Below are 22,548 nucleotides of genomic sequence, written 5' to 3' on the forward strand. Positions count from 1 at the left end.
CGCCGATGCACCTGCTGACCACCCGCAGCGCCGGCCTGCTCGACGACGAGGGCCAGGGCGTGGTGCGCCTGGACCAGACGCCGGGCGACATCGTGGTGCTGAGCGCGGCCGACACGCGGCTGGCCCTGCTGGCCGCCGCCGCGGCCGCCCGCCCGGCCGATGCGCCCAGCGTGCGCCTGGCCAGCCTGCGCGCGCTGCGCCAGCCGGCCTCGGTCGACTTCCATGTCGACGACGTGCTGCAGCATGCCCGCGCCGTGGTGATCGACCACCTGGGCAGCCTGGAGCAATGGGCCTACCTGCTGGAATGCGTGCAATCGCTGGCGCGCCGCCGCGGCCTGTGGCTGGCGATGTTCGCCGGCGACTTCGTCGAGGAGCCACAGCTGCTGCGGCGCAGCACCGCATCGGCCGAGGATTGCCGTTATCTGTGGCACTGCCTGCGCGACGGCGGGCCCCAGCAGGCCGCGCAGTTCTTCGCGCTGATCGAGCATGCCGCCTTCGGCCGCGGCCCGCGCCCGGCCGATCCGCTGCCGCTGCCGTCCGCCGTCGCCCATCAAGCGATGGACGCATCCGCCTGGCCGGCGCTGCCGCCCGACGCCCCGGTGGCCCTGCTGCTGTTCTACCGTGCCCATCTGCAGGCTGGCAACACGGCCGCCTTCGACCAGATGATGGCCACGCTGGCCGCGCACGGCCTGCGCCCGCTGGCCATCGCGGTCGACTCGCTGAAGAACCCCGCCTCGCTGGCACAGGTGCAGCGCACGGCCGCCGAGCAGCGCGTGGACATCGTGCTGAACGCCACCGCCTTCGCGCTGTCGCAGCCGGCCGCCACGACCACCGACGCCGACGCACCGCAGGCCGATGCCGCGCTGCGCCTGGCCGGCGACGCGATGGTGCTGCAACTGATCACCGCCGGCTGCACCGCCGCCCAGTGGCAGGATGACCCGCACGGCCTGAGCCCGCGCGATCTGGCGATGCAGATCGTGCTGCCCGAGGTCGACGGCCGGGTGGCCACGCGGGCGATCAGCTTCAAGGGCCTGGCCTGGCGCTGCGAGCGCACCCAGATCGACGTCGTGCGCTACCAGGCCGATGCGCGCGGCATGGCCTTCGTCGCCGAGCTGGCGCGGCGCTGGTGCCGGCTGCGCCGGCTGCCGGTGGCCGAGCGCCGCATCGCGCTGGTGCTGGCCAACTACCCGAATCAGGATGCCCGGCTGGCCAACGGCGTCGGGCTGGACACGCCGGCCTCGGTCTGCGCCATCCTGCAGGCGCTGCGCGCGGCCGGCCATGCGCTGGGTGATCTGCCGTCCGACAGCGCCGCGCTGATGGACGCCCTGACGCAGGGCGTGACCAACGAGCTCGACGCCAACGACGCCCGGCCCGCCGCGCAGAGCCTGGCGATGGCCGACTACCTGCGCGGCTTCGCCCGCCTGCCGGCCGCGTTGCAGCAGGCGGTGATCGCGCGCTGGGGCCCGCCCGAGCGCGATCCGATGCTGCGCGACGGCCGCTTCATGGTGCCGGGCCTGCGCCTGGGCCGCGTCTTCGTCGGCATCCAGCCGGCCCGCGCGCATGGCCAGGATCTGCTGGCCAGCTACCACGATGCCGAGCTGGCGCCGCCGCATGCCTATCTGGCCAGTTATCTGTGGCTGCGCGAGGTGTGGTCGGCCGATGCGCTGGTGCACGTGGGCAAGCACGGCAACCTGGAATGGCTGCCGGGCAAGAGCGTGGCGCTGGGCGAGCACTGCTGGCCCGATGCCATCCTGGGCCCGCTGCCCCACCTCTACCCCTTCATCGTCAACGATCCGGGCGAGGGCTGCCAGGCCAAGCGCCGCACCCAGGCCGTCATCATCGACCACCTGATGCCGCCGCTGACGCGCGCCGAGACCTACGGCCCGCTGCTGCAGCTCGAACGCACGATGGACGAGTACTACGAGGCACTGGCGCTCGATCCGCCGCGCGCGCAGCGCCTGCGCGGCCAGCTGCTCGACCAGGTGCTGCGCGACGGTCTGCACCGCGAGCTGGGCCTGGCCGCCCCGGCCGATGACGCCGCCCGCGCCGGCCTGCTGCAGCGGCTGGACGCCTACCTCTGCGAGATCAAGGAATCGCAGATCCGCGATGGCCTGCACGTGTTCGGCCAGTCGCCGCAGGGCGGGCTGCGCCGCGACACGCTGCGCGCGCTGCTGCGCTTCGACCGCGGTGCGCGCCCGGGCGACCGCAGCCTGCTGCGCGCGCTCGCCGACGACCTGGGCCTGGGCGCCACGCAGGGCGCGCCGCGGACGGCGGACACCCCCGCCTTCGATCCGCTGTCCCCCGACTGGGGCCGACCCTGGGACGGCCCGCGCCCGGCCCTGCTGCAGGCCGTCAGCGCCGAGCCCTGGCGCCATGCCGGCCACACCCGCGACCGGCTGGAGCAGCTGGCCGCGCAGCTGATCGCCGATGCGCTGGCCACACCCGACACCCCGGCCCCCGACGCCCCCGCACCCGACCCGCTGCTGCCGATGCTGCTGCCGCGCACCCACGCCGTGCTGGCCACGCTGCGCAGCGATCTGGCGCCGCGGCTGGACGCCTGCGGCGCGGCCGAGATGGCGGGCCTGCTGCAGGGCCTGAGCGGCCGCTTCGTCGCGCCCGGCCCCAGCGGCGCGCCCTCGCGCGGACGGCCCGACGTGCTGCCCACCGGCCGCAACTTCTACGCCGTCGACACCCGCGCCGTGCCCACGCCCACCGCCTGGGCCACCGGTCTGGCCGCCGCCGAGCGCCTGATCGAACGCCATCTGCAGGACCACGGCCGCATGCCCGACGCGGTCGGCCTGTCGGTCTGGGGCACCAGCACCATGCGCTCGGGCGGCGAGGACATCGCCCAGGCCCTGGCCCTGCTGGGCGTGCGCCCGCGCTGGGCCGACGGCAGCGGCCGCGTCGTCGATGTCGAGCTGCTGCCGATGGACGTGCAGGGCCGCGCGCGGGTCGACGTCACGCTGCGCGTCTCGGGCTTCTTCCGCGATGCCTTCCCGGGCCTGATCGACCTGTTCGACACCGCCGTGCGTGCGGTGGCCGCCGTCCCGGTCGAGGACGAGGACGACGACGTCAACCCGGTGCGCGTGCGCGTGCAGCGCGAGGCCGCGGACGCACGCGCCCGTGGCCTCGATGCCGCCGAGGCCGAGCGTCAGGCGGCCTGGCGCATCTTCGGCCCGCGGCCGGGCGGCTACGGCGCCGGCCTGCAGGCGGTGCTGGGCAGCCGCCAGTGGCGCGACCGCGCCGACCTGGCCGAGGCCTGGCTGCGCGACGGCGCCTGGGCCTACGGCCAGGACGCCCACGGCCGCAGCGCCCGCGCCAGCCTGGAGCGCCGCATGGCCACGCTCGACGCGGTGGCGCACAACCAGGACAACCGCGAGCACGACATCCTCGACTCCGACGCCTACCACCAGTTCCTGGGCGGCATGGCGGTGGCCGTCGAGCAGATGGCGGGCCGGCCCGCCGCGCTGTACCACGGTGACCTGAGCGTGCCCGGCGCCCCACGCGTGCGCCCGCTGCGCGAGGAGATCGCCCGCGTCGTGCGGGCCCGCGCCGTCAACCCGAAATGGCTCGAGGGCATGCGCCGCCACGGCCACAAGGGCGCGTTCGAGATCGCGGCCACGGTCGACTTCCTGTTCGCCTTCTCGGCCACCACCGGCCAGGTCGACGACCACCAGTACGCGCTGGTGGCCGAGGCCTGTCTGCACGACGACGTGACCCGCGACTTCATCACCCGCCACAACCCGCAGGCCCTGCGCGGCATCGCCGAGCGCCTGCTGGAGGCCATGCAGCGCGGCCTGTGGGCCGAGCCCGGCACACACCGCGAGCGCATCGCCGAACACCTGCTGCGGCTCGAAGACCAGCTCGAGGATCCGACATGAACGCCGCCTTCCCCTTCACCGCGCTGGTCGGCCAGCCGCTGCTGCAGCGCGCGCTGCTGCTGACGGCCATCGATCCGGCCATCGGCGGCGTGCTGGTCAGCGGGCCGCGCGGCACGGCCAAGTCGACTGCCGCACGGGCGCTGGCCGCGCTGCGGCCGGGCACGCCCTTCGTCAACCTGCCGCTGGCCGCCAGCCTGGAGCAGCTGGTCGGCACGCTCGACCTGGAAGACGCGCTGCGCGAGCAGCGCGTGCGCCTGCGCCCCGGCCTGCTGGCGCGCGCCGATGGCGGCGTGCTCTATGTGGACGAGGTCAACCTGCTGCCCGACAGCCTGATCGACGCGATGCTGGATGCCGCGGCCAGCGGCGTGCACACGGTCGAGCGCGACGGGCTGTCGCAGCGCCAGGCCTCGCGCTTCGTGCTGGTGGGCACGATGAACCCCGAGGAAGGCGAGCTGCGGCCGCAGCTGCTGGACCGCTTCGGCCTGATGGTGACGCTGGACAACCCGCGCGATGCGGCCACGCGCGAGGCCATCGTGCGCGCCCGGCTGGCCTTCGATGCCGACCCGGCCGCCTTCGTCCACGCCCATGCCGAGGCCGGCCAGCGGCTGGCGGACGCGCTGACGCGGGCCCGTGCGCGGCTGGCCGCGCTGGACTGGTCGACCGAGGTCATCGCCTGCGCGGCCCGGCGGGCCATGGCCGCCGCGGTGGACGGCGTGCGCGCGGATCTGGTGATGCTGCGTGCCGCCCGCGCGCTGGCCGCACTGGACGAGGCCCCGGCCGTGCGGCCGGCCCATGTCGACGCCGTGGCCGAGCTGGCCCTGGCCCACCGGCGCGCCGCCGATCCCGCCGCCGCGGCGGCCTCCGGCCCGCAACAAACCTCGGCCCAGGCCCCGGTCCCGACCCCGCCGCGCCCCTGGGATGCCGGCCCGCCCGACACGACGCCCCAGCCCCCGTCACGCACCGCCCCGCCCGGTGGCGCATCCGCGGCCGACCGCGCGGGCGCAGCCCACACGCACGGCGCGGCCCCGGACGCCCACGGCGCCAGCCCGGCCACCGGGCCGGAGGGCCTTGGCGGTGAAGGTGACGGTGACGGTGAAGGTGACGGTGCCAGCGGCCAGGACGGCGACCGCGACTGGGGCGCCCTGCCCGCCCGGCCGGCCGGCCTCACGCGCAGCGCGCGCCCGGAGCCGCCGCCCCCAAAAGCCTGAGCCACTGCCGCACGGCCGCCCCTGGGGGCACGGCCCTGCAGCAGTGGCTGGCCGCCCACGATGCGCCGTCCACGGCGCCCGCCGACACCGCGGCCCATGGCCCGGCGATCGACTGGATCCGCACCCTGCACGCCAAGGGCCGCGGCCCGCTGCGCGCCGCCCATCTGCGCCACCGCGCACCGGCCGCACGGCCGGCGCGGCTGCACCTGCTGCTGATCGACCATTCCGGCTCGATGCAGCGCCAGGGCCGGCTGGCGCTGGCCAAGGGCTGTGCCGAGCGCCTGCTGGCCCAGGCCGTGCGCCAGGGCGACGAGGCCGGCGTGCTGGCCTTCGGTGGCCGCGCGGCGGTCTGGCTGCAGGCACCGGGCCGCGCCCGGCGCGCGATGGCCGTGCGCCTGCGCACGCTCGGCAGCGGTGGCGGCACGCCGCTGGCCCAGGCCCTGCAGGTGGCCGAGACCACGCTGCAGCGCCGTCGGCGCCAGGGCGCACCCGTCGAGGCCTGGCTGTGGCTGCTGACCGACGGCCGCGCGCTGCACACCCCGCCGCGGCCGCGCGGCATCGACCAGCTGGTGCTGGTCGACCATGACGACCCGCTGGCGCCGGCCGGCCGCGGCCCGCAGTGGGCCCGGCTGTGGCAGGCCAGCTGGCTGCGCGCGCGGGCCCTGGCCTGAGACCGCAGCCCTACCGCGCCCCCTGCGCATCCGAACGCCGGACCCTGATGTCACCGACCACCGAGCTGCTGATCTGCACCACCTGCCGCGAGCCTGACGCCCCGCGTGAGGGGCCGACGGCCGGCCAGGCCCTGTTCGACCGCCTGCAGGCCGGCCTCGCCGCGGACGCGCCCGTGCGCCTGCGCGGCATCGCCTGCCTGGCCGCCTGCGACCGCTCCTGCACGATGGCACTGCAGGCCGCGGGCAAGACCACCTACGTCTTCGGCGCGCTGACGCCCGATGCGGCCTGCGCCGAGGCCGTGCTGACGGTGGCGCTCGAACATGCGCAGCGCGCCGACGGCACGCTGGTCTGGGCCGCCCGGCCGCAGCGCCTGCGCCGCGGCGTGGTCGCCCGCCTGCCGGGCCTGCCGGCCGCACCCGTGACGGCCGCGGCAGCCGACGGGCACGCTGCGTCCGCTGCACCCGCTGCACCCGGTACGCCCGGCGCCACCGTCTGAGCATCGGCCCCCACCCACGTCCCGGCCTGCGATGAACCCACCTCCGCCGTCCCCCGGCCTCAGCCTCTGGCTGGCCCCGCACCGGCCGCTGTTCCTGGCGGCCGGGCTGTGGGCGCTGCTGGCGATGCTGGCCTGGCAGCAGTGGGGCGCCCACCTGGGCCCGGCCTGGGCGGCGGCGCTGCCGCCGCGCCTGGGCACACCCGGGCTGTGGCATGCGCACGAGATGGTGTTCGGCTTCGGTGGCGCGTCGGTGGCCGCCTATTTCCTGACCGCCGTCACCAGCTGGACCGACCGGCCGCCGCTGCAGGGCCGGGCGCTGGCCGCGTTGCTGGCCGTCTGGCTGGCCGCCCGCGCGGTGATGCTGCAGGCCCATGCGCTGCCGCCGGCGCTGGTGCTGGCGCCCGGCGCGATCTACTTCGCCGCCGTCGCCGGCCGGCTGCTGCGCGACATCGCCCAGGCCCGCGCCTGGGCCAAGCTGGGCTTTCCGGCCCTGGTGCTGGCGATGGGCGCCGTCGACGCGGCCCTGGTCTGGACCGCGCTGTCCGGGCAGACGGGCCTGGCCGACCGCCTGGCCCTGGCCGGCGTGCTGCTGTTCGCGCTCAAGGTGGCCTATGTCGCCGGGGCCATGATCCCGGCCTTCACCGCCAATGCGCTGCGCCAGCGCGGGGCCGATACCGATACCGCGCCGCCGGTCGACCGCCCCGGCCTGCGGCGCGCCGGTCTGGCACTGCAGATCGCGGCCCTGGCCTGCGTCGCGCTGGCCGACCGGCCCGGGCTCGACGGCCCGCTGCTGCTGGCCGCCGCCGCCGTGCAGGCGCTGCGCCTGTGCGGCTGGCGCAGTCTGGCCATCCGCGGCCAGGGCCTGCTGGTGATGATGCACCTGACCTTCGGCCTGCTGGTCCTCGGCCTGGCCGCCGTCGGCCTCGGCCGCCTGTGGCCGGCCAGCTGGCCGCTGCGCGATGCGCTGCACCTGCTGAGCATCGGCGCGATGGGCGGCATGGTGCTGTCGGTGGCCTCGCGGGCCGCCGCGCGGCGCGTCGGCGGTGCGCTGCAGGCCGGGCGCGCGCTGCCGACGGCCCACGCGCTGGTCTGCGCCGCGGCCGTGCTGCGCGCCGGCGCCAGCCAGGCCGCGCTCCCGCTGGCCGACCCCTACAGCCTGGCCGCCGCGCTGTGGTGCGGGGCCTGGCTGCTCTTCCTGATCGTCTTCGTGCCGACCACCGTCGGCCCGGTGCTGCGCCCCGTCTTCAGCGGCAGCAAGGCCTGATCCCCCCGGAACCCGATCCCCCCGCGAGCCCCCGTGCCCCACGTCTACGAAACCGATGGCGCCGCCATCTACCGCCAGTCCTTCGCCACTATCCGTGCCGAGGCCGATCTCGCCCGCTTCGATGCCGACGAGGAGCCGGTGGTCGTGCGCATGATCCACGCCTGCGGCCTGGTCGGCCTGGAGCGACAGGTGCGCATGACGCCCGGCATGGCCGCCCGCGCCCGCGCCGCGCTGGCCGCCGGCGCGCCCATCCTGTGCGATGCGCGCATGGTCAGCGAGGGCATCACCCGCGCCCGCCTGCCGGCGCACAACGAGATCGTCTGCACCCTGCACGACCCCGACGTGCCGGCCCTGGCCGCGCGCCTGGGCACCACCCGCTCGGCCGCCGCGCTCGAACTCTGGCGCCCCTGGCTGGCGGGTGCGGTGGTGGCCATCGGCAATGCGCCGACGGCGCTGTTCCACCTGCTGAACCGGCTGGAGGACCCGGCCTGGCCGCGGCCGGCGGCCATCATCGGCTGCCCGGTGGGCTTCATCGGTGCGGCCGAATCCAAGGCCGCGCTGATGGCCGCGCCGCCCTGCCCCGCCCTGGTGGTCGACGGCCGCCTCGGCGGCTCGGCCATCACGGTGGCCGCCCTCAACGCCCTGTGCAGCCGCAGCGAGTGAGACCATGGCCAAGGTGATCTGTGCGGGCCTCGGCCCCGGCGACCCCGACCTGATGAGCGTGCGCACCGCCCGTGTGCTGGCCGATGCCCGCTGCGTCGCCTACTTCCGCAAGGCCGGGCGGCCGGGCCAGGCCCGGCGCATCGTCGAGGGCCTGCTGCACCCGCAGGTGCAGGAGCTGGCGATGGAGTACCCGGTGACCACCGAGCTGCCGGTCGACAGCCCCGACTACAACCATCAACTCGCCCGTTTCTACGACGACTGGGCCGAGCGCCTGGCCGCGCAGCCCGGCGAGGTGGTGGTGCTGTGCGAGGGCGACCCGTTCTTCTACGGCTCCTTCATGCACCTGTACCTGCGCCTGCGCGGCCGCGTGGCGCTGGAGGTGATCCCCGGCATCCCCGGCATGGCCGGCTGCTGGCATGCCACCGACGAGCCCATCACCTGGGGCGACGACGTGATGTCGGTGCTGCCCGGCACGCTCGGCGAGGACGAGCTGACGGACCACATGCGGCGCGCCGACGCGCTGGTGGTGATGAAGATCGGCCGCAACCTGCCCAAGGTGCGGCGCGCGCTCGAACGCGCCGGCCGGCTGGACGCGGCCTGGCTGGTCGAGCGCGGCACCATGCCCGGCGAGCGCGTGCTGCGCCTGGCCGAGGCCGCGCCCGATGACTGCCCCTACTTCGCCATCGTGCTGGTGCACGGCCATGGCCGGCGGCCGGAGATCGGGCGATGAGCGGCGCCGGCCAGATCGTGGTCGCCGGCCTGGGCCCGGGCGACGAGGCGATGCTGACGCCCGAAGTGCGGGCCGCCCTCGACACCGCCACCGACCTCATCGGCTACATCCCCTATGTGCGCCGCGTGCCGCCGCGCCCGGGCCTGCGCCTGCACGCCAGCGACAACCGGGTCGAGCTCGACCGCGCCCGCCACGCGCTGGCGCTGGCGGCCGCGGGCGCGCGGGTGGTCATCGTCTCGTCCGGCGATCCGGGCGTGTTCGCGATGGCCTCGGCGCTGTTCGAGGCACTGGAGGCCGCGCCCGAACACCAAGGGCTGGACATCCGCGTGCTGCCCGGCATCACCGCCATGCTGGCGGCCGCCGCCCGCGCCGGGGCGCCACTGGGCCACGATTTCTGCGCGATCAACCTGTCGGACAACCTCAAGCCCTGGTCGCTGATCGAGACCCGGTTGCGCGCCGCCGTGGCCGGCGACTTCGCGATGGCCTTCTACAACCCGCGCTCGGCCAGCCGGCCCGAAGGCTTCGGCCGCGTGCTGGACCTGCTGCGCACGCTGTGCGAGCCCACGCGCCTGCTGGTCTTCGCCCGCGCCGTCAGCACGCCGGACGAGCATCTTCAGGTGCTGACGCTGGCCGAGGCCAGGCCCGAGATGGCCGACATGCGCACCGTGGTGCTGGTGGGCAACGCGGCCACGCGCCGCGTCGGCCGCTGGGTCTACACGCCGCGCAGCGCCTGATTCCGCACGTCAGCGCATTCCGCCATGCCCCTGCTGCAGCCAGGCCATCACCTCGGCCACCGTCTCCACCCGCGGGCGCGGCGGCACGGCCGGGCGGTCGATCAGGATGACGGGCAGACCGAGGAGGCGCGCCGCGTCCAGCTTGGCCCGCGCGCCCTCGCCGCCGGCATTCTTGGACACGAGGACATCGATCGCATGGGCACGCAGCAGGGCCAGATCGCCGTCGAGCGTGAACGGGCCGCGGGCGATGACGGCCGTGGCATCGGGCAATGGCAGCGGCGCCGTCGGCGCATCGACCAGCCGCAGCAGCCAGTGGTGGCCCGGCACGGCCGCGAAGGCCGCCAGATGCTGGCGGCCGATGGCCAGGAAGACACGGCGGGGCGCGGCCGGCAGCGCCACCGCGGCCGCCGCCAGATCGGGCACGTGGCGCCAGTCGTCGCCGGGGCCCGCGGCCCAGGGCGCGCGTTCGAGCGCCAGCAGCGGCACGCCGGCCGCCGCACAGGCCGCCACCGCATGGCCGCTCATCTGCGCGGCGAAGGGGTGCGTGGCATCGACCACATGGCTGATGCGCTCGGCCCGCAGCCAGTCCACCAGGCCGGCCACACCGCCGAAGCCGCCACAGCGCAGCGGCAGCGGCTGGGCCAGCGGCTGCGCCGTGCGCCCGGCATACGAGTACACGCCGGCCACCCCGGCCGCGGCCAGCGCCACCGCCAGCCGGCCGGCCTCGGTCGTGCCCCCCAACAACAGCACCCGCGTCATGTCTGAACCCTGGCTTTCCATCATCGGCATCGGCGAGGACGGCCTGTCCGGCCTCAGCACGGCCGCCCGTGCGGCCCTCGATCAGGCGCACATTGTCATCGGTGGCCCGCGCCATCTGGCCCTGGCGGACGTCGGCGCGCGTGGCCAACCCTGGCCGCAGCCCTTCGACATCGCGCCGGTGCTGGCGCGGCGAGGCCAGCGCGTGGCCGTGCTGGCCTCGGGCGATCCGTTCTGGCACGGCGCCGGCGGCAGCCTGACGGCCCACCTGAGGGCCGGCGAATGGCAGGCCTACCCGGTGGCCGGCTGCGCCTCGCTGGCCGCGGCCCACCTGGGCTGGCGGCTGGAGGACACGGCCTGCCTGGGCCTGCATGCCGCCCCGTTCGAGCGTTTGCTGCCGGTGCTGCGGCCCGGCGCCCGCGCCCTGTGCCTGCTGGCCAGCGGCGCGCAGGCGTCCGCCCTGGCGGCCTGGCTGCAGGCGCACGGCTGGGGCGACAGCCGCATCTGGCTGATGGAGGCGCTGGGCGGCGCGCGCCAGCGGGTGCGCGAGACCACCGCCGCCCTCGGCGCCACGACCGATGCACTCGCCGGTGCCGCATCGCCGGCCCTGCTGGCGATCGAGGCGGCCGGCGGCCCGGTCCTGCCCACGGTGCCCGGCCTGCCCGACGCGCTCTATGCCCACGACGGCCAGATCACCAAGGCCCCGGTGCGGGCGATGACGCTGGCCGCCCTCGCGCCACGGCCCGACGCGCTGTTGTGGGACGTGGGCGCCGGCTCGGGCTCGATCTCGGTCGAGTTCTGCCGCGCCGGGGGCCGCGCCATCGCCATCGAGACCCGCGCCGACCGCCAGCCGCACATCACGGCCAATGCCCATCGTTTCGGCGTGCAGGAGCGGCTGCGCCTGGTGGCCGGCCACGCCCCGCAGGCGCTGCAGGATCTGCCCACGCCGGACGTCGTCTTCGTCGGCGGCGGCCTGGACGAGGCCGTGTTCGAGGCCGTCTGGGCCCGCCTGAAGCCCGGCGGCCGGCTGGTGGCCAACAGCGTGACCTTGCAGACCGAGGCGCTGCTGACGCAGCTCTACGCCCGCCACGGCGGCGAGCTGCTGCGCCTGGAGCTGGCCCGCGCCGCGCCGCTGGGCCGCCTGCACGGCTGGCGGCCGGCGCGCCCGCTGGTGCAGTGGAGCGTGCAGCGATGAGGGTGGCCGGGCTGGGCTTTCGACAGGGGGCGGAGATGGCCTCGCTGGAGGCCGCGTTGAAGGCCGCGTTGGAGGCCGCATTGAAGGCTGCGTTGAAGGCCGAACTGGAGATCGCGCAGAAGGCCGCCCGTCAGACCGCGTCCGCGGGCGCGGGCGCCGCGCCGCTCAGGCTCGACGCCCTGGCCACCGCCGCCCGCAAGGCCGCCGACCCGGCCGCGCAGGCGCTGGCCCGCCGGCTCGGCCTGCCGCTGCTGGCCTTGTCCGACGAGGTACTGGCCGCCCAGACCACCCTGACCGAATCCCCCCGCGTGCGCGCGCACACCGGCACCGGCAGTCTGGCCGAGGCCGCGGCGCTCGCCGCCGCCGGGCCGCAGGGCCGCCTGCTCGGCCCGCGCGCCGTCTCGCCCGATGGCTGCGCAACCGCCGCCATCGCGGCGGGCCCGGTGACCATGGCCACCACCACAGCCACCACGGCCACCACCGCAACCACCACAACGGCACCCCCCGTCACCGCCGACCCGGGCTGCACAGCCGGTGCGCCCGCCGGATCGCTGACGCCGCCGCCGACGCTGGCACCCGCCATCCCTTCCCTGCCCGAGAACCCCTGAGATGACCGTCCACTTCATCGGCGCCGGCCCGGGCGCCGCCGACCTGCTGACCCTGCGCGGCCGCGACCGCATCGCCGCCTGTCCGGTCTGCCTGTACGCCGGCTCACTGGTGCCCGACGGCGTGCTGGCCCACTGCCCGCCGGGCGCACGCATCGTCAACACTGCGCCGCTGAGCCTGGACCAGATCATCGACGAGATCGCCCAGGCCCATGCCCGCGGCCAGGACGTGGCCCGCCTGCACTCCGGTGACCTGTCGGTGTGGTCGGCGATGGGCGAGCAGCTGCGCCGGCTGCAGGCCCTCGGCATCCCGTACGAGATCACGCCCGGCGTGCCGTCCTTCGCCGCGGCGGCGGCCGCGCTCGGCCATGAGCTGACGCTGCCGGGCGTCGCCCAGTCGCTGGTGCTCACCCGCACCTCCGGCCGCGCCAGCCCCATGCCCGAGGGCGAGACCCTGGCCGCCTTCGGCCGCACCGGCGCCACGCTGGCCATCCATCTGTCGGTGCATGTGCTGGCGCGGGTGGTGCAGGAGCTGCGCCCGCACTATGGCGACGACTGCCCGGTGGCCATCGTCTGGCGCGCCAGCTGGCCCGACCAGCGCATCGTGCGCGGCACGCTGGCCACGATCGAGGCCGACTGCGGCGACGACGCCCTCGGCCGCACCGCGCTGATCCTGGTCGGCCGCACGCTGGCGCCGGCCGATTTCGACGAGAGCTGCCTGTACGCGGCCGACTACGACCGCCGCTACCGCCCGCTCGGCACCGCGCCGCGCTTCCCCGACACCTGAGGGGCCGCCCCGCCTCTCGCCCCGGACTGACGGCCGCGCCGCCGCTCAGCGCGCCGCGCGCCGCAGCAGGTAGATGTCCATCACCCAGCCCTGACGCGCCCGCAGCGCGGCCCGGACGTCCAGGATGCGCGGCCCGACCTCGGCCAGCGGGCCATGGACCGTCTGCTGGCTGGGCAGGCCCAGGCAGGCACCCCACCAGATCTCGATGCCCTCGGGCGCCAGCGCCTGCCAGGCGCCGCCGGCGTCCAGCATCACCACCACCGTGTCGACGCCGGGCGGCCAGCCGTGGTCGCGCAGCCGGCGGCCGGTGGTGACGGTGAAGGGCTCGCCGATCCCGTTGAGCGGGATGGCGTGGGCGGCGGTCAGCGCCTGCAGGGCGGTGATGCCGGGGATCACCGTGACCTGCGGCGCCGGCCGCAGACGGTCGGCGATGCGCAGCGTGCTGTCGTAGAGCGACGGATCGCCCCAGACCAGCAGCGCCACGCGGCGCGCCGCCGGATGGGCGGCCAGCGCCTGCAGCCAGGCCGCGGCGATCGCGTCATGCCAGTCATCGACGCGCTGGCGGTAGTCGGGCGTGGCCGGATCGCGCTCGGGCAGATCGAACTCGGCCACCGGCAGCGGCGTGGCGCGGGGCAGTTCGGCACAGATCGCGCGGCGCAGCTCGGCCAGCGCGGCCTTGTCCTCGCCCTTGCGCGGCAACAGCACCAGATCGACGGTGGCCAGCGCCCGCACGGCCTGCAAGGTGAGGTGTTGCGGATCACCGGTGCCGATGCCGACCAGCACCAGCTCGGACAGGGACGATGCGGCGGCAGGAGACACGGTGCGCGAGAGCCGCTGAAGACGGCCGGGACGAGGGGCCCTGATTATCGAGTGCAGCGTGCGGATGCCGGGCCGGCGCGGCGCGGCGCGGCCCGGCACGCTCGGATCAGTCCGGCCCGGCACGCCGAAGTCCATGCACGGCCATCCTGCGGTGCCCCGGCCGCGGCGCGCGCGGGCACGCGGCCACCGGCCACCGCCGCCATCCCTTCCGCCCCTTGACCTGGTTCAACGACCACCGGCCCCACACTGCGACGACAATCCGCGGCAGCCCGCCGCCCATGCCATGACGTTCCGCCCACCCGCTCACCCGCGCCTGCGCTTGCAGTGGATGGGCCGGCTCGTCGTCGCGCTGCTGCTGTGGGTGGCGCTGCTGCCGCCGGTGATGCCGGCGCGGCCGCTGTCCGAGGCCGAGGCGCTGATCGCCAGCGCGCTGTGCAGCAGCGGAGGTGACGGCGCCCATGCGCCGGATCCGGCGGCGCCCGCGGGGCCCGCACACTCGGCCAGCCACTGCGCCGGCTGCCCGGCGGGCCTGCCGCCGTTCACGCCGCTGGCGGTGCTGGTCTGGGCGCTGCCGGCGCCCGGCCCGATGCCGGTTCCGGTGGCGCTGCGGGTCACCGTCGGGCCGACGGCCACCGCCTGGGTGCGGCTGCCCGCCCGCGCGCCACCGATCCTGGCCTGAGCGACCGGCCTGCCGCGCCTCGTGTGCGGCCGGCCGGTGTCCGTTCTCCCCCTGTCGCGCCCGCGGGATCGACCCGTGCGCCGTCCTGCCGACGGCGCCGATGCGCCTGCACGTGCCCGTGCCCGTGCCCGTGCCCGTGCCCGTGCCCGTACGGTGCGCGCGGGCCACCCGCCCGCTGCGGGTACCGGATGTGCGCCCACCGCGCGCGCCAGGGGGATCCGCGGCCGACCGTCCTTGTCCGCCGGCCGCCGTCCGCCGTCCGCCGTCCACTCCGTCAGGATCCGTTTCCATGGCCTTGTTCCGTCTGGCACGCCACGCGCGCGCCCTGTGCGCTGGCGCTGCCCGCCGCACCTTCGTCCGCGCCACCCTCCGTGCCACCCTCCGTGCCACCGCCAGCGCGCTGATCGGCACCGCCGCCCTCCTGCCCACCGCCTGGGCCAAGCCCATCACCGTCACCGATGTGCTGGGCCGCCAGGTCCAGGTCGAGAGCCCGGCGCGGCGCGTCGTGCTCGGCTTCCATTTCGAGGAGTTCACCGCCATCGCCGGCGCACCGGCCTGGTCGCGCGTGGTCGGCATCAGCCGCACCGGCTGGGCCGGCTGGCGCGCCGGCAACTGGGCCCGCTACACCGAGGTCATCCCGGGCCTGAAGGACCTGCCGGATGTCGGCTTCACCGACGACAGCAGCTTCAGCGCCGAGAAGGTGATCGCGCTGCGCCCCGACGTGCTGATCCTGCCCGAGTGGGGCTGGAACGCGCTGGGCCCGGCCGCCGCCCAGCTGCAGGCCGCCGGCGTGCCGGTGGTGGTGGTCGACTACAACGCCCAGACGCTGGAGCGCCACCTGGCCAGCACCCGCCTGATCGGCAGCGTGATGGGCGCCACCGCCCGCGCCGAGACGCTGGCCCGGCTCTACCAGGCCAAGGTCGACGACGTGATGGCCCGCATCGCCCGCGCGCCGAAGACGGCCGCGCCCAAGGTCTATGTCGAGCTGGGCCGCGACGGCGCCGGCACCATCGGCAACAGCTACCAGGGCACGATGTGGGGCCGCATGGTCACCACGGTCGGCGGCCAGAACCTGGCCGACCGGCACCTGAAGTCGCCCTGGGGCCCTCTGAACCCCGAGGTGGTGCTGGCCGAGAACCCGGACCATGTGCTGATCGCCGGCTCGTCCTGGGCCAACCGGCCGCAGGCGGTGCGCCTGGGCTATGCCTCGGATGACGCGACCGCGCGCGCCACGCTGCGGCCCTATGCCGAGCGGGCCGGCTGGCCGGGGCTGACGGCGGTGCGCCGCCAGCAGGTCTTCACCATCGACCACGGCCTGTGCCGCACGCTGACCGACTACACGGCGCTGCAGTTCATCGCCAAGCAGCTCTATCCGGCGCAGTTCGCCGATGTCGATCCAGCCGCCGAACTGCGCCGTTACCACGAACAGTTCCTGCCGGTGGCCTACGGCGGCACCTGGTTCCTGAGCCTCAAGCCATGAACGGCAGCGCCACCGGCACGCTGGCATGCCCCCGGCCACCTGGGGCCGGGGACACCCACGCTCACCTGAACGCGGGCATGCACGCGGGCACGAACACGTCCCTGGGCGCCGACCTGCACGGCCACCCGAGCACCGACGCCGCCTGGCAGGCGCTGGCCGCGCCGCGCCTGCGCCGCCTGCTGGCCGCCGCCCTGCTGCTGCTGGCCTGCGTGCTGGCCGATCTGGCCACCGGGCCGGCGCTGCTGGCCCCGCTGGACGTGCTGCGCGCGCTCGCCGGTGACCCGGTGCTGCACGGCACGCGCGTCATCGTGTGGGAGATCCGGCTGCCGGTGGCGCTGATGGCGGTGGCCGTGGGCGCCGCGCTCGGCCTGTCGGGCGTGGTGATGCAGACCGTGCTGCACAACCCGCTGGCCAGCCCCTACACGCTGGGCATCTCGGCCGGCGCAGGCTTCGGCGCGGCACTGGCCATCGTCGCCGGCGGCCTGCTGCCGCTGCCACCGGCCGTGGCCGTGCCGCTGGCGGCCTTCGCCTTCGCCGGGCTGGGCTGCTGGGCGGTGCTGCGCATCGGCCGCGCACAGGGCGGCGATGCCCAGGGCTTCGTGCTGGCGGGCATCGCGCTGCTGTTCCTGTTCCAGGCCCTGCTGTCGCTGCTGCAGTACCTGGCCTCGCCGGAGGCGCTGCAGCAGATCGTGTTCTGGCTGTTCGGCAGCCTGTACAAGGCCACGCGGGCGCAGGTCGGCGTGCTGGCGGGGGTGCTGGCGCTGTGCACGCCCTGGCTGCTGGCCCAGGCCTGGCGGCTGACGGCGCTGCAGCTGTCCGACGAGCGCGCGGCCAGCCTGGGCGTCGATGTCAGCGGCCTGCGCTGGCGCTGCCTGGCCGTGGTCTCGCTGCTGACCGGCACGGCCGTGGCCTTCGTCGGCACCATCGGCTTCATCGGCCTGATCGCGCCGCACATCGCCCGCGCGCTGTGGGGCGAGGACCACCGCCACCTGCTGCCCGGCGCCGCCCTGTGCGGGGCGTTGCTGCTGTCGGGCGCCTCGGTGCTGGGCAAGCTGATCTCGCCCGGTGCGCTGATCCCGATCGGCATCGTCACCGCCTGCCTGGGCGTGCCCTTCTTCCTCGTGCTGGTCATGCGCAAGCGCTCGGAGGTCGCATGGTGAGCCCGGCCGACACACAGGCCGCGGCCGCCGCGCCCGCCGCCGACCCGCTGACGCCCGCCATCGGCCTGCACCTGCAGGACCTGAGCGTGCAGCGCGACGGCCGCACGCTGCTGCAGCCCCTGACGCTGGATCTGCCCGCCGGCCGCATGACCGCCGTGCTCGGGCCCAACGGCTCGGGCAAGTCGACCTTGCTCAAGGCACTGGCCGGGCTGCTGCCGCATGGCGGCCAGCGCCGCTGGCCGGACGGCACACCGCCGCGCATCGCCTTCCTGCCGCAGGACCACCACAGCCCCAGCGCGCTGACCGTGCTGGAGGCGCTGCTGCTGGGCCGGCTCGATCGCCTGGGCCTGCGCGTGGGCCCGCAGGACCGCGCCGCCGTCGACCGCGTGATCGGACCGTTGGGCCTGGCCCCGCTGCTGCAGCGGCCGCTGGGCCAGCTCAGCGGCGGCCAGCGCCAGCGCGTGTTCATCGCCCAGGCCCTGGTGCGCGAGGCCCGCGTGCTGCTGCTCGACGAGCCGCTGAGCGCACTCGACCTGCAGCACCAGGCCCAGGTGATGGCCCTGCTGCGCACGCTGACCGAGGCCCACGGCCTGACCACCGTCATCGTCCTGCATGACCTGAACGTGGCCCGCGCCCGCTGCGACCAGGCGCTGCTGCTGCGCGACGGCCGCCTGCACGGCCACGGACCGGCCGCCACGCTGCTGCGCCCGCCGGTGCTGGAAGACGTGTTCCAGGTGCGCTGGGTCGAGGCCCGCAGCGCCTGCGGGCGCGAGGGCCTGCTGGACGGCGGCTGAGCGCCTTCCGTCAGGCGCAGGCCTGGAGCGCCTCACCCAGCGCGTTGACCAGGCTGTCGACCTCGGCCCGCGTGGAAATGAAGGGCGGTGCCAGCTGGATGGTGTCGCCACCGTAGCGCACGTAGAAGCCCTTCTGCCAGCAGATGCGGGCGACCTCGTAGGGGCGGCGCGCCGGCTCGCCCGGATGGGCGGCGAGCGTCAGGCCGGCGGCCAGGCCGCAGTTGCGGATGTCGGCCACGTTGGGCAGGCCCTTCAGGCTGTGCACCGCATTCTCGAAGTGAGGGGCCAGCTCGCGCACGCGGTCGACCATGTGCTCGCGCACCAGCACGTCGAGCGCCGCCACGCCGGCCGCACACGCCACCGGATGGGCCGAGTAGGTGTAGCCGTGGGCGAACTCCAGCATGTACTCCGGACCGCCGGCCGCCATGAAGGTGTCGTAGATCGCCGGGCTGACGACCACCGCGCCCAGCGGCTGCGTGCCGTTGGTGATCTGCTTGGCGCAGTTCAGGATGTCGGGCACGACGCCGAAGCCCTCGGCCGCCGTCATCGCGCCGGTGCGGCCGAAGCCGGTGATCACCTCGTCGAAGATCAGCAGGATGTCGTGCTGGGTGCAGATCTCGCGCAGGCGCTGCAGATAGCCCTGCGGCGGCACGATGACGCCGGCCGAGCCCGACATCGGCTCGACGATCACGGCCGCGATGTTGGACGCGTCATGCAGCGCGATCAGGTCCAGCAGGCGGTCGGCCAGCTCCTTGCCGGTCTCGGGCATGCCGCGGCTGAAGGCGTTGGCCGGCAGCCAGGTGTGGGGCAGGTGGTCGGCGTCGATGCCCTGGCCGAAGACCTTGCGGTTGCCGACCATGCCGCCGACCGAGATGCCGCCGAAGTTCACGCCGTGGTAGCCCTTCTCGCGGCCGATCAGGCGGGTCTTGCCGGCCTGGCCCTTGGCGCGCCAGTAGGCACGGGCCATCTTCAGCGCGGTGTCGGCCGATTCCGAGCCCGAGCCGGTGAAGAACACGTGCTCCAGCCCGTCGGGCATCAGCGCGACCAGGCGGTTGGCCAGCTCGAAGGCCATCGGATGGCCGTGCTGGAAGGCCGGCGCGTAGTCCAGGCGGGCGATCTGGCGCGAGACAGCCGCGGTGATCTCCTGGCGGCCGTGGCCCAGGCCCGAGCACCACAGGCCCGACAGGCCGTCGAACACCTTGCGGCCATCGCCATCGGTGTAGTAGGCGCCCTCGGCCGCGACGATCATGCGCGGGTCCTGCAGGAAGCGCCGGTTGCCGGTGAACGGCATCCAGTGGGCCGACAGCCATTCGGCGTCGGTGCGCACCGCGGCCACGGCCGTCGGATCGAAGGGGGTGTCGAAGGGGTTCATGGGGTCAGATTGTGGTCAGCGCTTGCTTGTGGAAAATGACGATCTGCCACCATTCACTTGCCAGATCATGCAAGCAAAGCCGCCCCGTGCGCCGGTCCTCGCCCAGCTGTCCGATCTGGACCTGCGGCTGCTGCGCGTCTTCATCACCGTGGCCGACTGCGGCGGCATGGCCGCGGCCGAGCTGGAGCTGGCCATCGGCATCTCCAGCGTCAGCCGCCACGTCAAGGATCTGGAGACCCGCCTGGGCCTGGTGCTGTGCCGGCGCGGCCGCGGCGGCTTCGCGCTGACGCCCGAAGGCCGCCAGGTCTACGAGGAGGCGCGGCGCCTGTTCGCCGCCGTCGACGGCTTCCGCGGCGGCATCGCCCAGCTGCACGGCCGCCTGGCCGGCCCGCTGGCCTTCGCCCTGTTCGAGAAGACGGCCAGCAACCCCGATTCACGCATCCCGCAGGCGCTGGCCCGCTTCAGCGCGCTGGCGCCCGACGTCGAGCTGCAGCTGCACATCGCCGGCATCCACGAGATCGAACGCGGCGTGCTCGACGGCAGCTACGCGCTGGGCGTCATCCCCGAGCACCGCCTGTCACAGAGCCTGGCCTACGACGACCTGTTCGGCGAGCGCATGCAGCTGTACTGCGGCCCCGGCCACCCGCTGTGGGACGACCCCCGCCCGACCCTCGACTGGACCGACGTGCGCAGCCTGCCCTTCGTCGGCCTGGGCTACCACTCACCCAACCTGGCCTTCGCCCACCAGGCCCGCCTGAGCCGCAGCGCCAGCGGCGACGACCAGGAAGCCGTCGCCCTGCTGCTGCTGAGCGGCCGCTACGTCGGCTTCCTGCCCGACCACTATGCCGCTGACTTCGTGCGGCAGGGACGGCTGCGCGCGCTGGCCCCGGGCCGGCTGGTCTACGACTGTCGATTCGTGGCGATCCGGCGGCCGAATCCGGAGGCGGGGCGGAGTGCGGCGTTGTTGAGGGAGTGCTTGTTGCAGGCGCACGGGCTGGACCACAGAGATCGGGACCGGCTGTCGACCTGAACGACACGACGTTCTCCATGCAGGCGGTGCCGGGCGAGCACCGCGGCTGACAGGAAAATGCAGAAATCGATGTCCACTTTGGACAGGGCATGATCCAAGCCCAGTTGCCGGAACGCATGCACATGGCAGCAGCCAGCCTGCCTCATCCAGCGAAAGATCCAACATGAGCCTGACCCACCACAACTTCTCTCAGGTCTGGGACCAGTTGCGCGCCAAGAAGCCGCAACTCAAGCAGTTTCTGGAGTCGATCCATGTACGCAACCTGCGCGGTATTTCAGATCTGCGGATCAACCTGGGTTATCCCGTCACGGTGATCGCAGGAACCAACGGCGCGGGAAAGTCCACCGTGCTGTTTGCCTGCGCGTGCGCTTATGACGTACCAGGGGCTCGCGATTACAGTCCAGCGGTGCTGTTCCCCAACCTGAAGGCACGAGACGATCAGGCTGTCTCGGACCAGTTGGGCACGCCCAGCTTCGAGTACGCCTTCGTGGACGGTGGCAACCGCACCAGCATGACCTGGCGGCGGCTCAAGTCATGGAGCAAGAGCTTCATGGGTCGCAAGGGTGGCGCACAACCCCAGCGTGAGCTCTACCTGCGCACCCTGGCCAATCTGACCAGCCCGTCCGAGGTCCGCAGCATTCTGCAGATTGGCAACCAGGCCTTCAGCAAGGCCGACCTCGACGCCGACCTGATCGCCTTCGCCCATCGGGTCATGCCCTTCAAGTACCGGGGGCTGAAGCTGCTCACCCTCAAAGGCAAGGACCTGTTGTTTGCCGATCGGGACGACACCCGGACCTCCTACTCAGAATTCCACATGTCGGCCGGCGAACGTGCCCTGCTGCGCATCTCCAAGGACATCTCACGCCTGCGCGGAGCATTGATCCTGATTGACGAGGTCGAGGCCGGCCTGCACCCCTACACCCAGCAGCAACTCATGCTGGAGCTGCAGCGTCTGGCCCTGCGCAATGATCTGCAGATCATCGTCACCTCGCACAGCCCGGTCGTGCTCGAAAGCGTGCCACCTGAAGGTCGCGTGTTCCTGGAGCGCACCGCCGACGATGTGGTGGTGCAACCGGCGTACCGCGACATATTCCAACGCGCGTTCTACGGCCGGCCCCAGGAGCGGCTTTCCGTGTTGTGCGAGGACGTGGTGGCAGAGGCACTGATCCTGGGGGTGCTCGACCACATCAACCCCTTGATGCAGTTGACGCCTGATGACATCACCGTGGGGCGTGACACGGGCAAGGACCAGTTTGCCCAGCATGTGGATGCCCTGGGCAAGTTCAAGCTGCTCGATGAATTCGTTTTCGTGCTGGATGGCGATGCCCGTGATGCGGAAGCCGCGATGGCCGCCGCAGCCAGCAGATACAACCGGGTCATCAAGCCCTTGTACCTGCCCGGCGACCAGCCACCGGAGGACTGGGTCTACCGTACGCTGGAGCGCAAGGCGGATCACTTCGCTGCTGAACTCGGCGCCCCTGGCTTGGCCACCTTGTTGCAACAGCTTCGCCAGCAATTCGACGGTGCAGCCGACCGGCCCACCAACATCATCAAGGCGCGTTTCGCGATGTTGGCCGACAGCCTGAACCGCACGCCAGCGGACATCGCCCGCCGCGTGGGCCGGCTGATGTGCCAGGAGCATGGCGACATGAAGGTCTTCGCCGATGAGCTGATGCAGGCCGTGGCTGACTGGCGCAGCAGAACCGGCGGGTGATGACACGTACCCGCCGCAGTTCGGCTCTGCGGATCGCCGACAGTCCATCGGCGCCCCATTCTTGACCCGATCCCTCCGTGTCGCCGAGCGCTGACGTGACCACGAGGGGCCGACCTCACCCGCCCTCGCCCACCACGATCCTGCGCCCCGTCCCTTCCTGTTCGACTGCCAGCGCGTCGATCCGCCAGCGCCCCGCATCCCGGCCACGCTGCGCGAACACGCGCCGCGCAAACGCCCAGATCATCGCCCCGGCATCGGGGCCGTGCGGGTCGCCGAAGGGCAGTTGCCCGCTCCCGCCGCTCCAGGCGTGGCCCAGGCCGGCGTGCGTATTCACCTCCCCTCCCTGCCCCCCCAGCACAACCCCAGCAAGCTGCCCAGCCTGACGATCAAGCGGTTGTCAGCGGCTGATGCGACGATGGAACTGGCCACATGGCAGACCAACCCCAGGTGAGCGAAGCATCGCAGGCCGCCGACGAGGCGCTGCCGATGTCGGCCACCGTGGAACGCCC

General features: G+C 74.2%; 21 protein-coding genes. 17 read left to right on the plus strand and 4 right to left on the minus strand.

Annotated elements, in window-relative coordinates; genetic code table 11:
- Positions 1–5: 5 nt before the first annotated feature.
- The 8 genes from cobN to cobJ all read left to right on the plus strand — a co-directional run bounded on the left by cobN (position 6) and on the right by cobJ (position 9,648).
- On the plus strand, positions 6–3,881 hold the full coding sequence (cobN, locus tag AACH11_RS18700) for a cobaltochelatase subunit CobN (RefSeq protein WP_341375779.1): 3,876 nt from the start codon (positions 6–8) through the stop codon (positions 3,879–3,881).
- The gene (locus AACH11_RS18705) at positions 3,878–5,089 is read left to right on the plus strand and encodes a magnesium chelatase ATPase subunit I (protein WP_341375780.1); all 1,212 of its coding nucleotides are present in this window, start codon (positions 3,878–3,880) and stop codon (positions 5,087–5,089) included. Before cobN ends, AACH11_RS18705 begins: the two co-directional genes overlap by 4 nt.
- Positions 5,090–5,304: 215 nt before the next feature.
- Positions 5,305–5,760, plus strand: a complete 456-nt coding sequence (locus AACH11_RS18710; RefSeq protein WP_423228776.1) for a vWA domain-containing protein — start codon at positions 5,305–5,307, stop codon at positions 5,758–5,760.
- Between the two features lie 47 nt (positions 5,761–5,807).
- On the plus strand, positions 5,808–6,257 hold the full coding sequence (locus AACH11_RS18715) for a DUF1636 family protein (RefSeq protein WP_341375781.1): 450 nt from the start codon (positions 5,808–5,810) through the stop codon (positions 6,255–6,257).
- Positions 6,258–6,288: 31 nt separating this feature from the next.
- Positions 6,289–7,521, plus strand: a complete 1,233-nt coding sequence (locus AACH11_RS18720; protein WP_341375782.1) for an NnrS family protein — start codon at positions 6,289–6,291, stop codon at positions 7,519–7,521.
- Between the two features lie 33 nt (positions 7,522–7,554).
- A complete protein-coding gene (locus AACH11_RS18725; protein ID WP_341375783.1) occupies positions 7,555–8,184 on the plus strand; it encodes a precorrin-8X methylmutase in 630 nt (209 codons plus the stop codon).
- Between the two features lie 4 nt (positions 8,185–8,188).
- Positions 8,189–8,914: a precorrin-2 C(20)-methyltransferase gene (cobI, locus tag AACH11_RS18730; protein ID WP_341375784.1), complete on the plus strand. Its 726-nt coding sequence runs from the start codon at positions 8,189–8,191 to the stop codon at positions 8,912–8,914.
- Positions 8,911–9,648: a precorrin-3B C(17)-methyltransferase gene (gene cobJ / locus AACH11_RS18735; protein WP_341375786.1), complete on the plus strand. Its 738-nt coding sequence runs from the start codon at positions 8,911–8,913 to the stop codon at positions 9,646–9,648. The genes cobI and cobJ overlap by 4 nt, the downstream gene beginning before the upstream one ends.
- Positions 9,649–9,657: 9 nt before the next feature.
- Here cobJ and AACH11_RS18740 read toward each other — a convergent pair whose 3' ends face one another.
- Positions 9,658–10,407, minus strand: coding sequence for a cobalt-precorrin-6A reductase (locus AACH11_RS18740; protein ID WP_341375787.1), 750 nt, complete (start codon positions 10,405–10,407; stop codon positions 9,658–9,660).
- Between AACH11_RS18740 and cbiE the strand changes: the two genes are divergently transcribed.
- From cbiE to cobM, 3 genes are read left to right on the plus strand one after another with little or no spacing between them, the layout of a single operon-like run.
- The gene (cbiE, locus tag AACH11_RS18745) at positions 10,406–11,599 is read left to right on the plus strand and encodes a precorrin-6y C5,15-methyltransferase (decarboxylating) subunit CbiE (protein ID WP_341375788.1); all 1,194 of its coding nucleotides are present in this window, start codon (positions 10,406–10,408) and stop codon (positions 11,597–11,599) included. The two genes, AACH11_RS18740 and cbiE, sit on opposite strands and share 2 nt — an antisense overlap.
- Positions 11,596–12,207 (plus strand): cobalamin biosynthesis protein, encoded by a 612-nt coding sequence (locus AACH11_RS18750; RefSeq protein WP_341375789.1) that lies wholly within the window; start codon positions 11,596–11,598, stop codon positions 12,205–12,207. The genes cbiE and AACH11_RS18750 overlap by 4 nt, the downstream gene beginning before the upstream one ends.
- Position 12,208: 1 nt before the next feature.
- Positions 12,209–12,991 (plus strand): precorrin-4 C(11)-methyltransferase, encoded by a 783-nt coding sequence (gene cobM / locus AACH11_RS18755; RefSeq protein ID WP_341375790.1) that lies wholly within the window; start codon positions 12,209–12,211, stop codon positions 12,989–12,991.
- 45 nt (positions 12,992–13,036) lie between these two features.
- On the opposite strand, the gene cobF is transcribed toward cobM, so the two are convergent.
- The gene (cobF, locus tag AACH11_RS18760; protein WP_341375817.1) at positions 13,037–13,786 is read right to left on the minus strand and encodes a precorrin-6A synthase (deacetylating); all 750 of its coding nucleotides are present in this window, start codon (positions 13,784–13,786) and stop codon (positions 13,037–13,039) included.
- Between the two features lie 307 nt (positions 13,787–14,093).
- Between cobF and AACH11_RS18765 the strand changes: the two genes are divergently transcribed.
- The 4 genes from AACH11_RS18765 (at position 14,094) to AACH11_RS18780 (ending at position 17,923) form a co-directional block, all read left to right on the plus strand.
- A complete protein-coding gene (locus AACH11_RS18765; protein ID WP_341375791.1) occupies positions 14,094–14,489 on the plus strand; it encodes a DUF2946 family protein in 396 nt (131 codons plus the stop codon).
- A 289-nt stretch (positions 14,490–14,778) separates the two neighbouring features.
- Positions 14,779–15,969, plus strand: a complete 1,191-nt coding sequence (locus tag AACH11_RS18770; protein WP_341375792.1) for an ABC transporter substrate-binding protein — start codon at positions 14,779–14,781, stop codon at positions 15,967–15,969.
- 77 nt (positions 15,970–16,046) lie between these two features.
- A complete protein-coding gene (locus tag AACH11_RS18775; protein WP_341375793.1) occupies positions 16,047–17,129 on the plus strand; it encodes a FecCD family ABC transporter permease in 1,083 nt (360 codons plus the stop codon).
- On the plus strand, positions 17,126–17,923 hold the full coding sequence (locus AACH11_RS18780; RefSeq protein WP_341375794.1) for an ABC transporter ATP-binding protein: 798 nt from the start codon (positions 17,126–17,128) through the stop codon (positions 17,921–17,923). The genes AACH11_RS18775 and AACH11_RS18780 overlap by 4 nt, the downstream gene beginning before the upstream one ends.
- Positions 17,924–17,933: 10 nt before the next feature.
- On the opposite strand, the gene aptA is transcribed toward AACH11_RS18780, so the two are convergent.
- Positions 17,934–19,295, minus strand: a complete 1,362-nt coding sequence (gene aptA / locus AACH11_RS18785) for an omega-aminotransferase AptA (protein ID WP_341375795.1) — start codon at positions 19,293–19,295, stop codon at positions 17,934–17,936.
- Positions 19,296–19,362: 67 nt separating this feature from the next.
- Here aptA and AACH11_RS18790 point away from each other — a divergent pair, with 67 nt between their 5' ends.
- Complete coding sequence (locus tag AACH11_RS18790) at positions 19,363–20,325, plus strand: LysR family transcriptional regulator (protein ID WP_341375796.1); 963 nt, start codon at positions 19,363–19,365, stop codon at positions 20,323–20,325.
- A 163-nt stretch (positions 20,326–20,488) separates the two neighbouring features.
- Positions 20,489–22,039 (plus strand): ATP-dependent nuclease, encoded by a 1,551-nt coding sequence (locus tag AACH11_RS18795; RefSeq protein WP_341375797.1) that lies wholly within the window; start codon positions 20,489–20,491, stop codon positions 22,037–22,039.
- A gap of 115 nt (positions 22,040–22,154) precedes the next feature.
- Here the strand turns inward: AACH11_RS18795 and AACH11_RS18800 are convergent, their stop codons facing one another.
- A complete protein-coding gene (locus AACH11_RS18800; protein ID WP_423228775.1) occupies positions 22,155–22,373 on the minus strand; it encodes a hypothetical protein in 219 nt (72 codons plus the stop codon).
- Positions 22,374–22,548: the final 175 nt, after the last annotated feature.

Source organism: Pseudaquabacterium rugosum (assembly GCF_038066575.1).
Lineage (GTDB): Bacteria > Pseudomonadota > Gammaproteobacteria > Burkholderiales > Burkholderiaceae_C > Pseudaquabacterium > Pseudaquabacterium rugosum.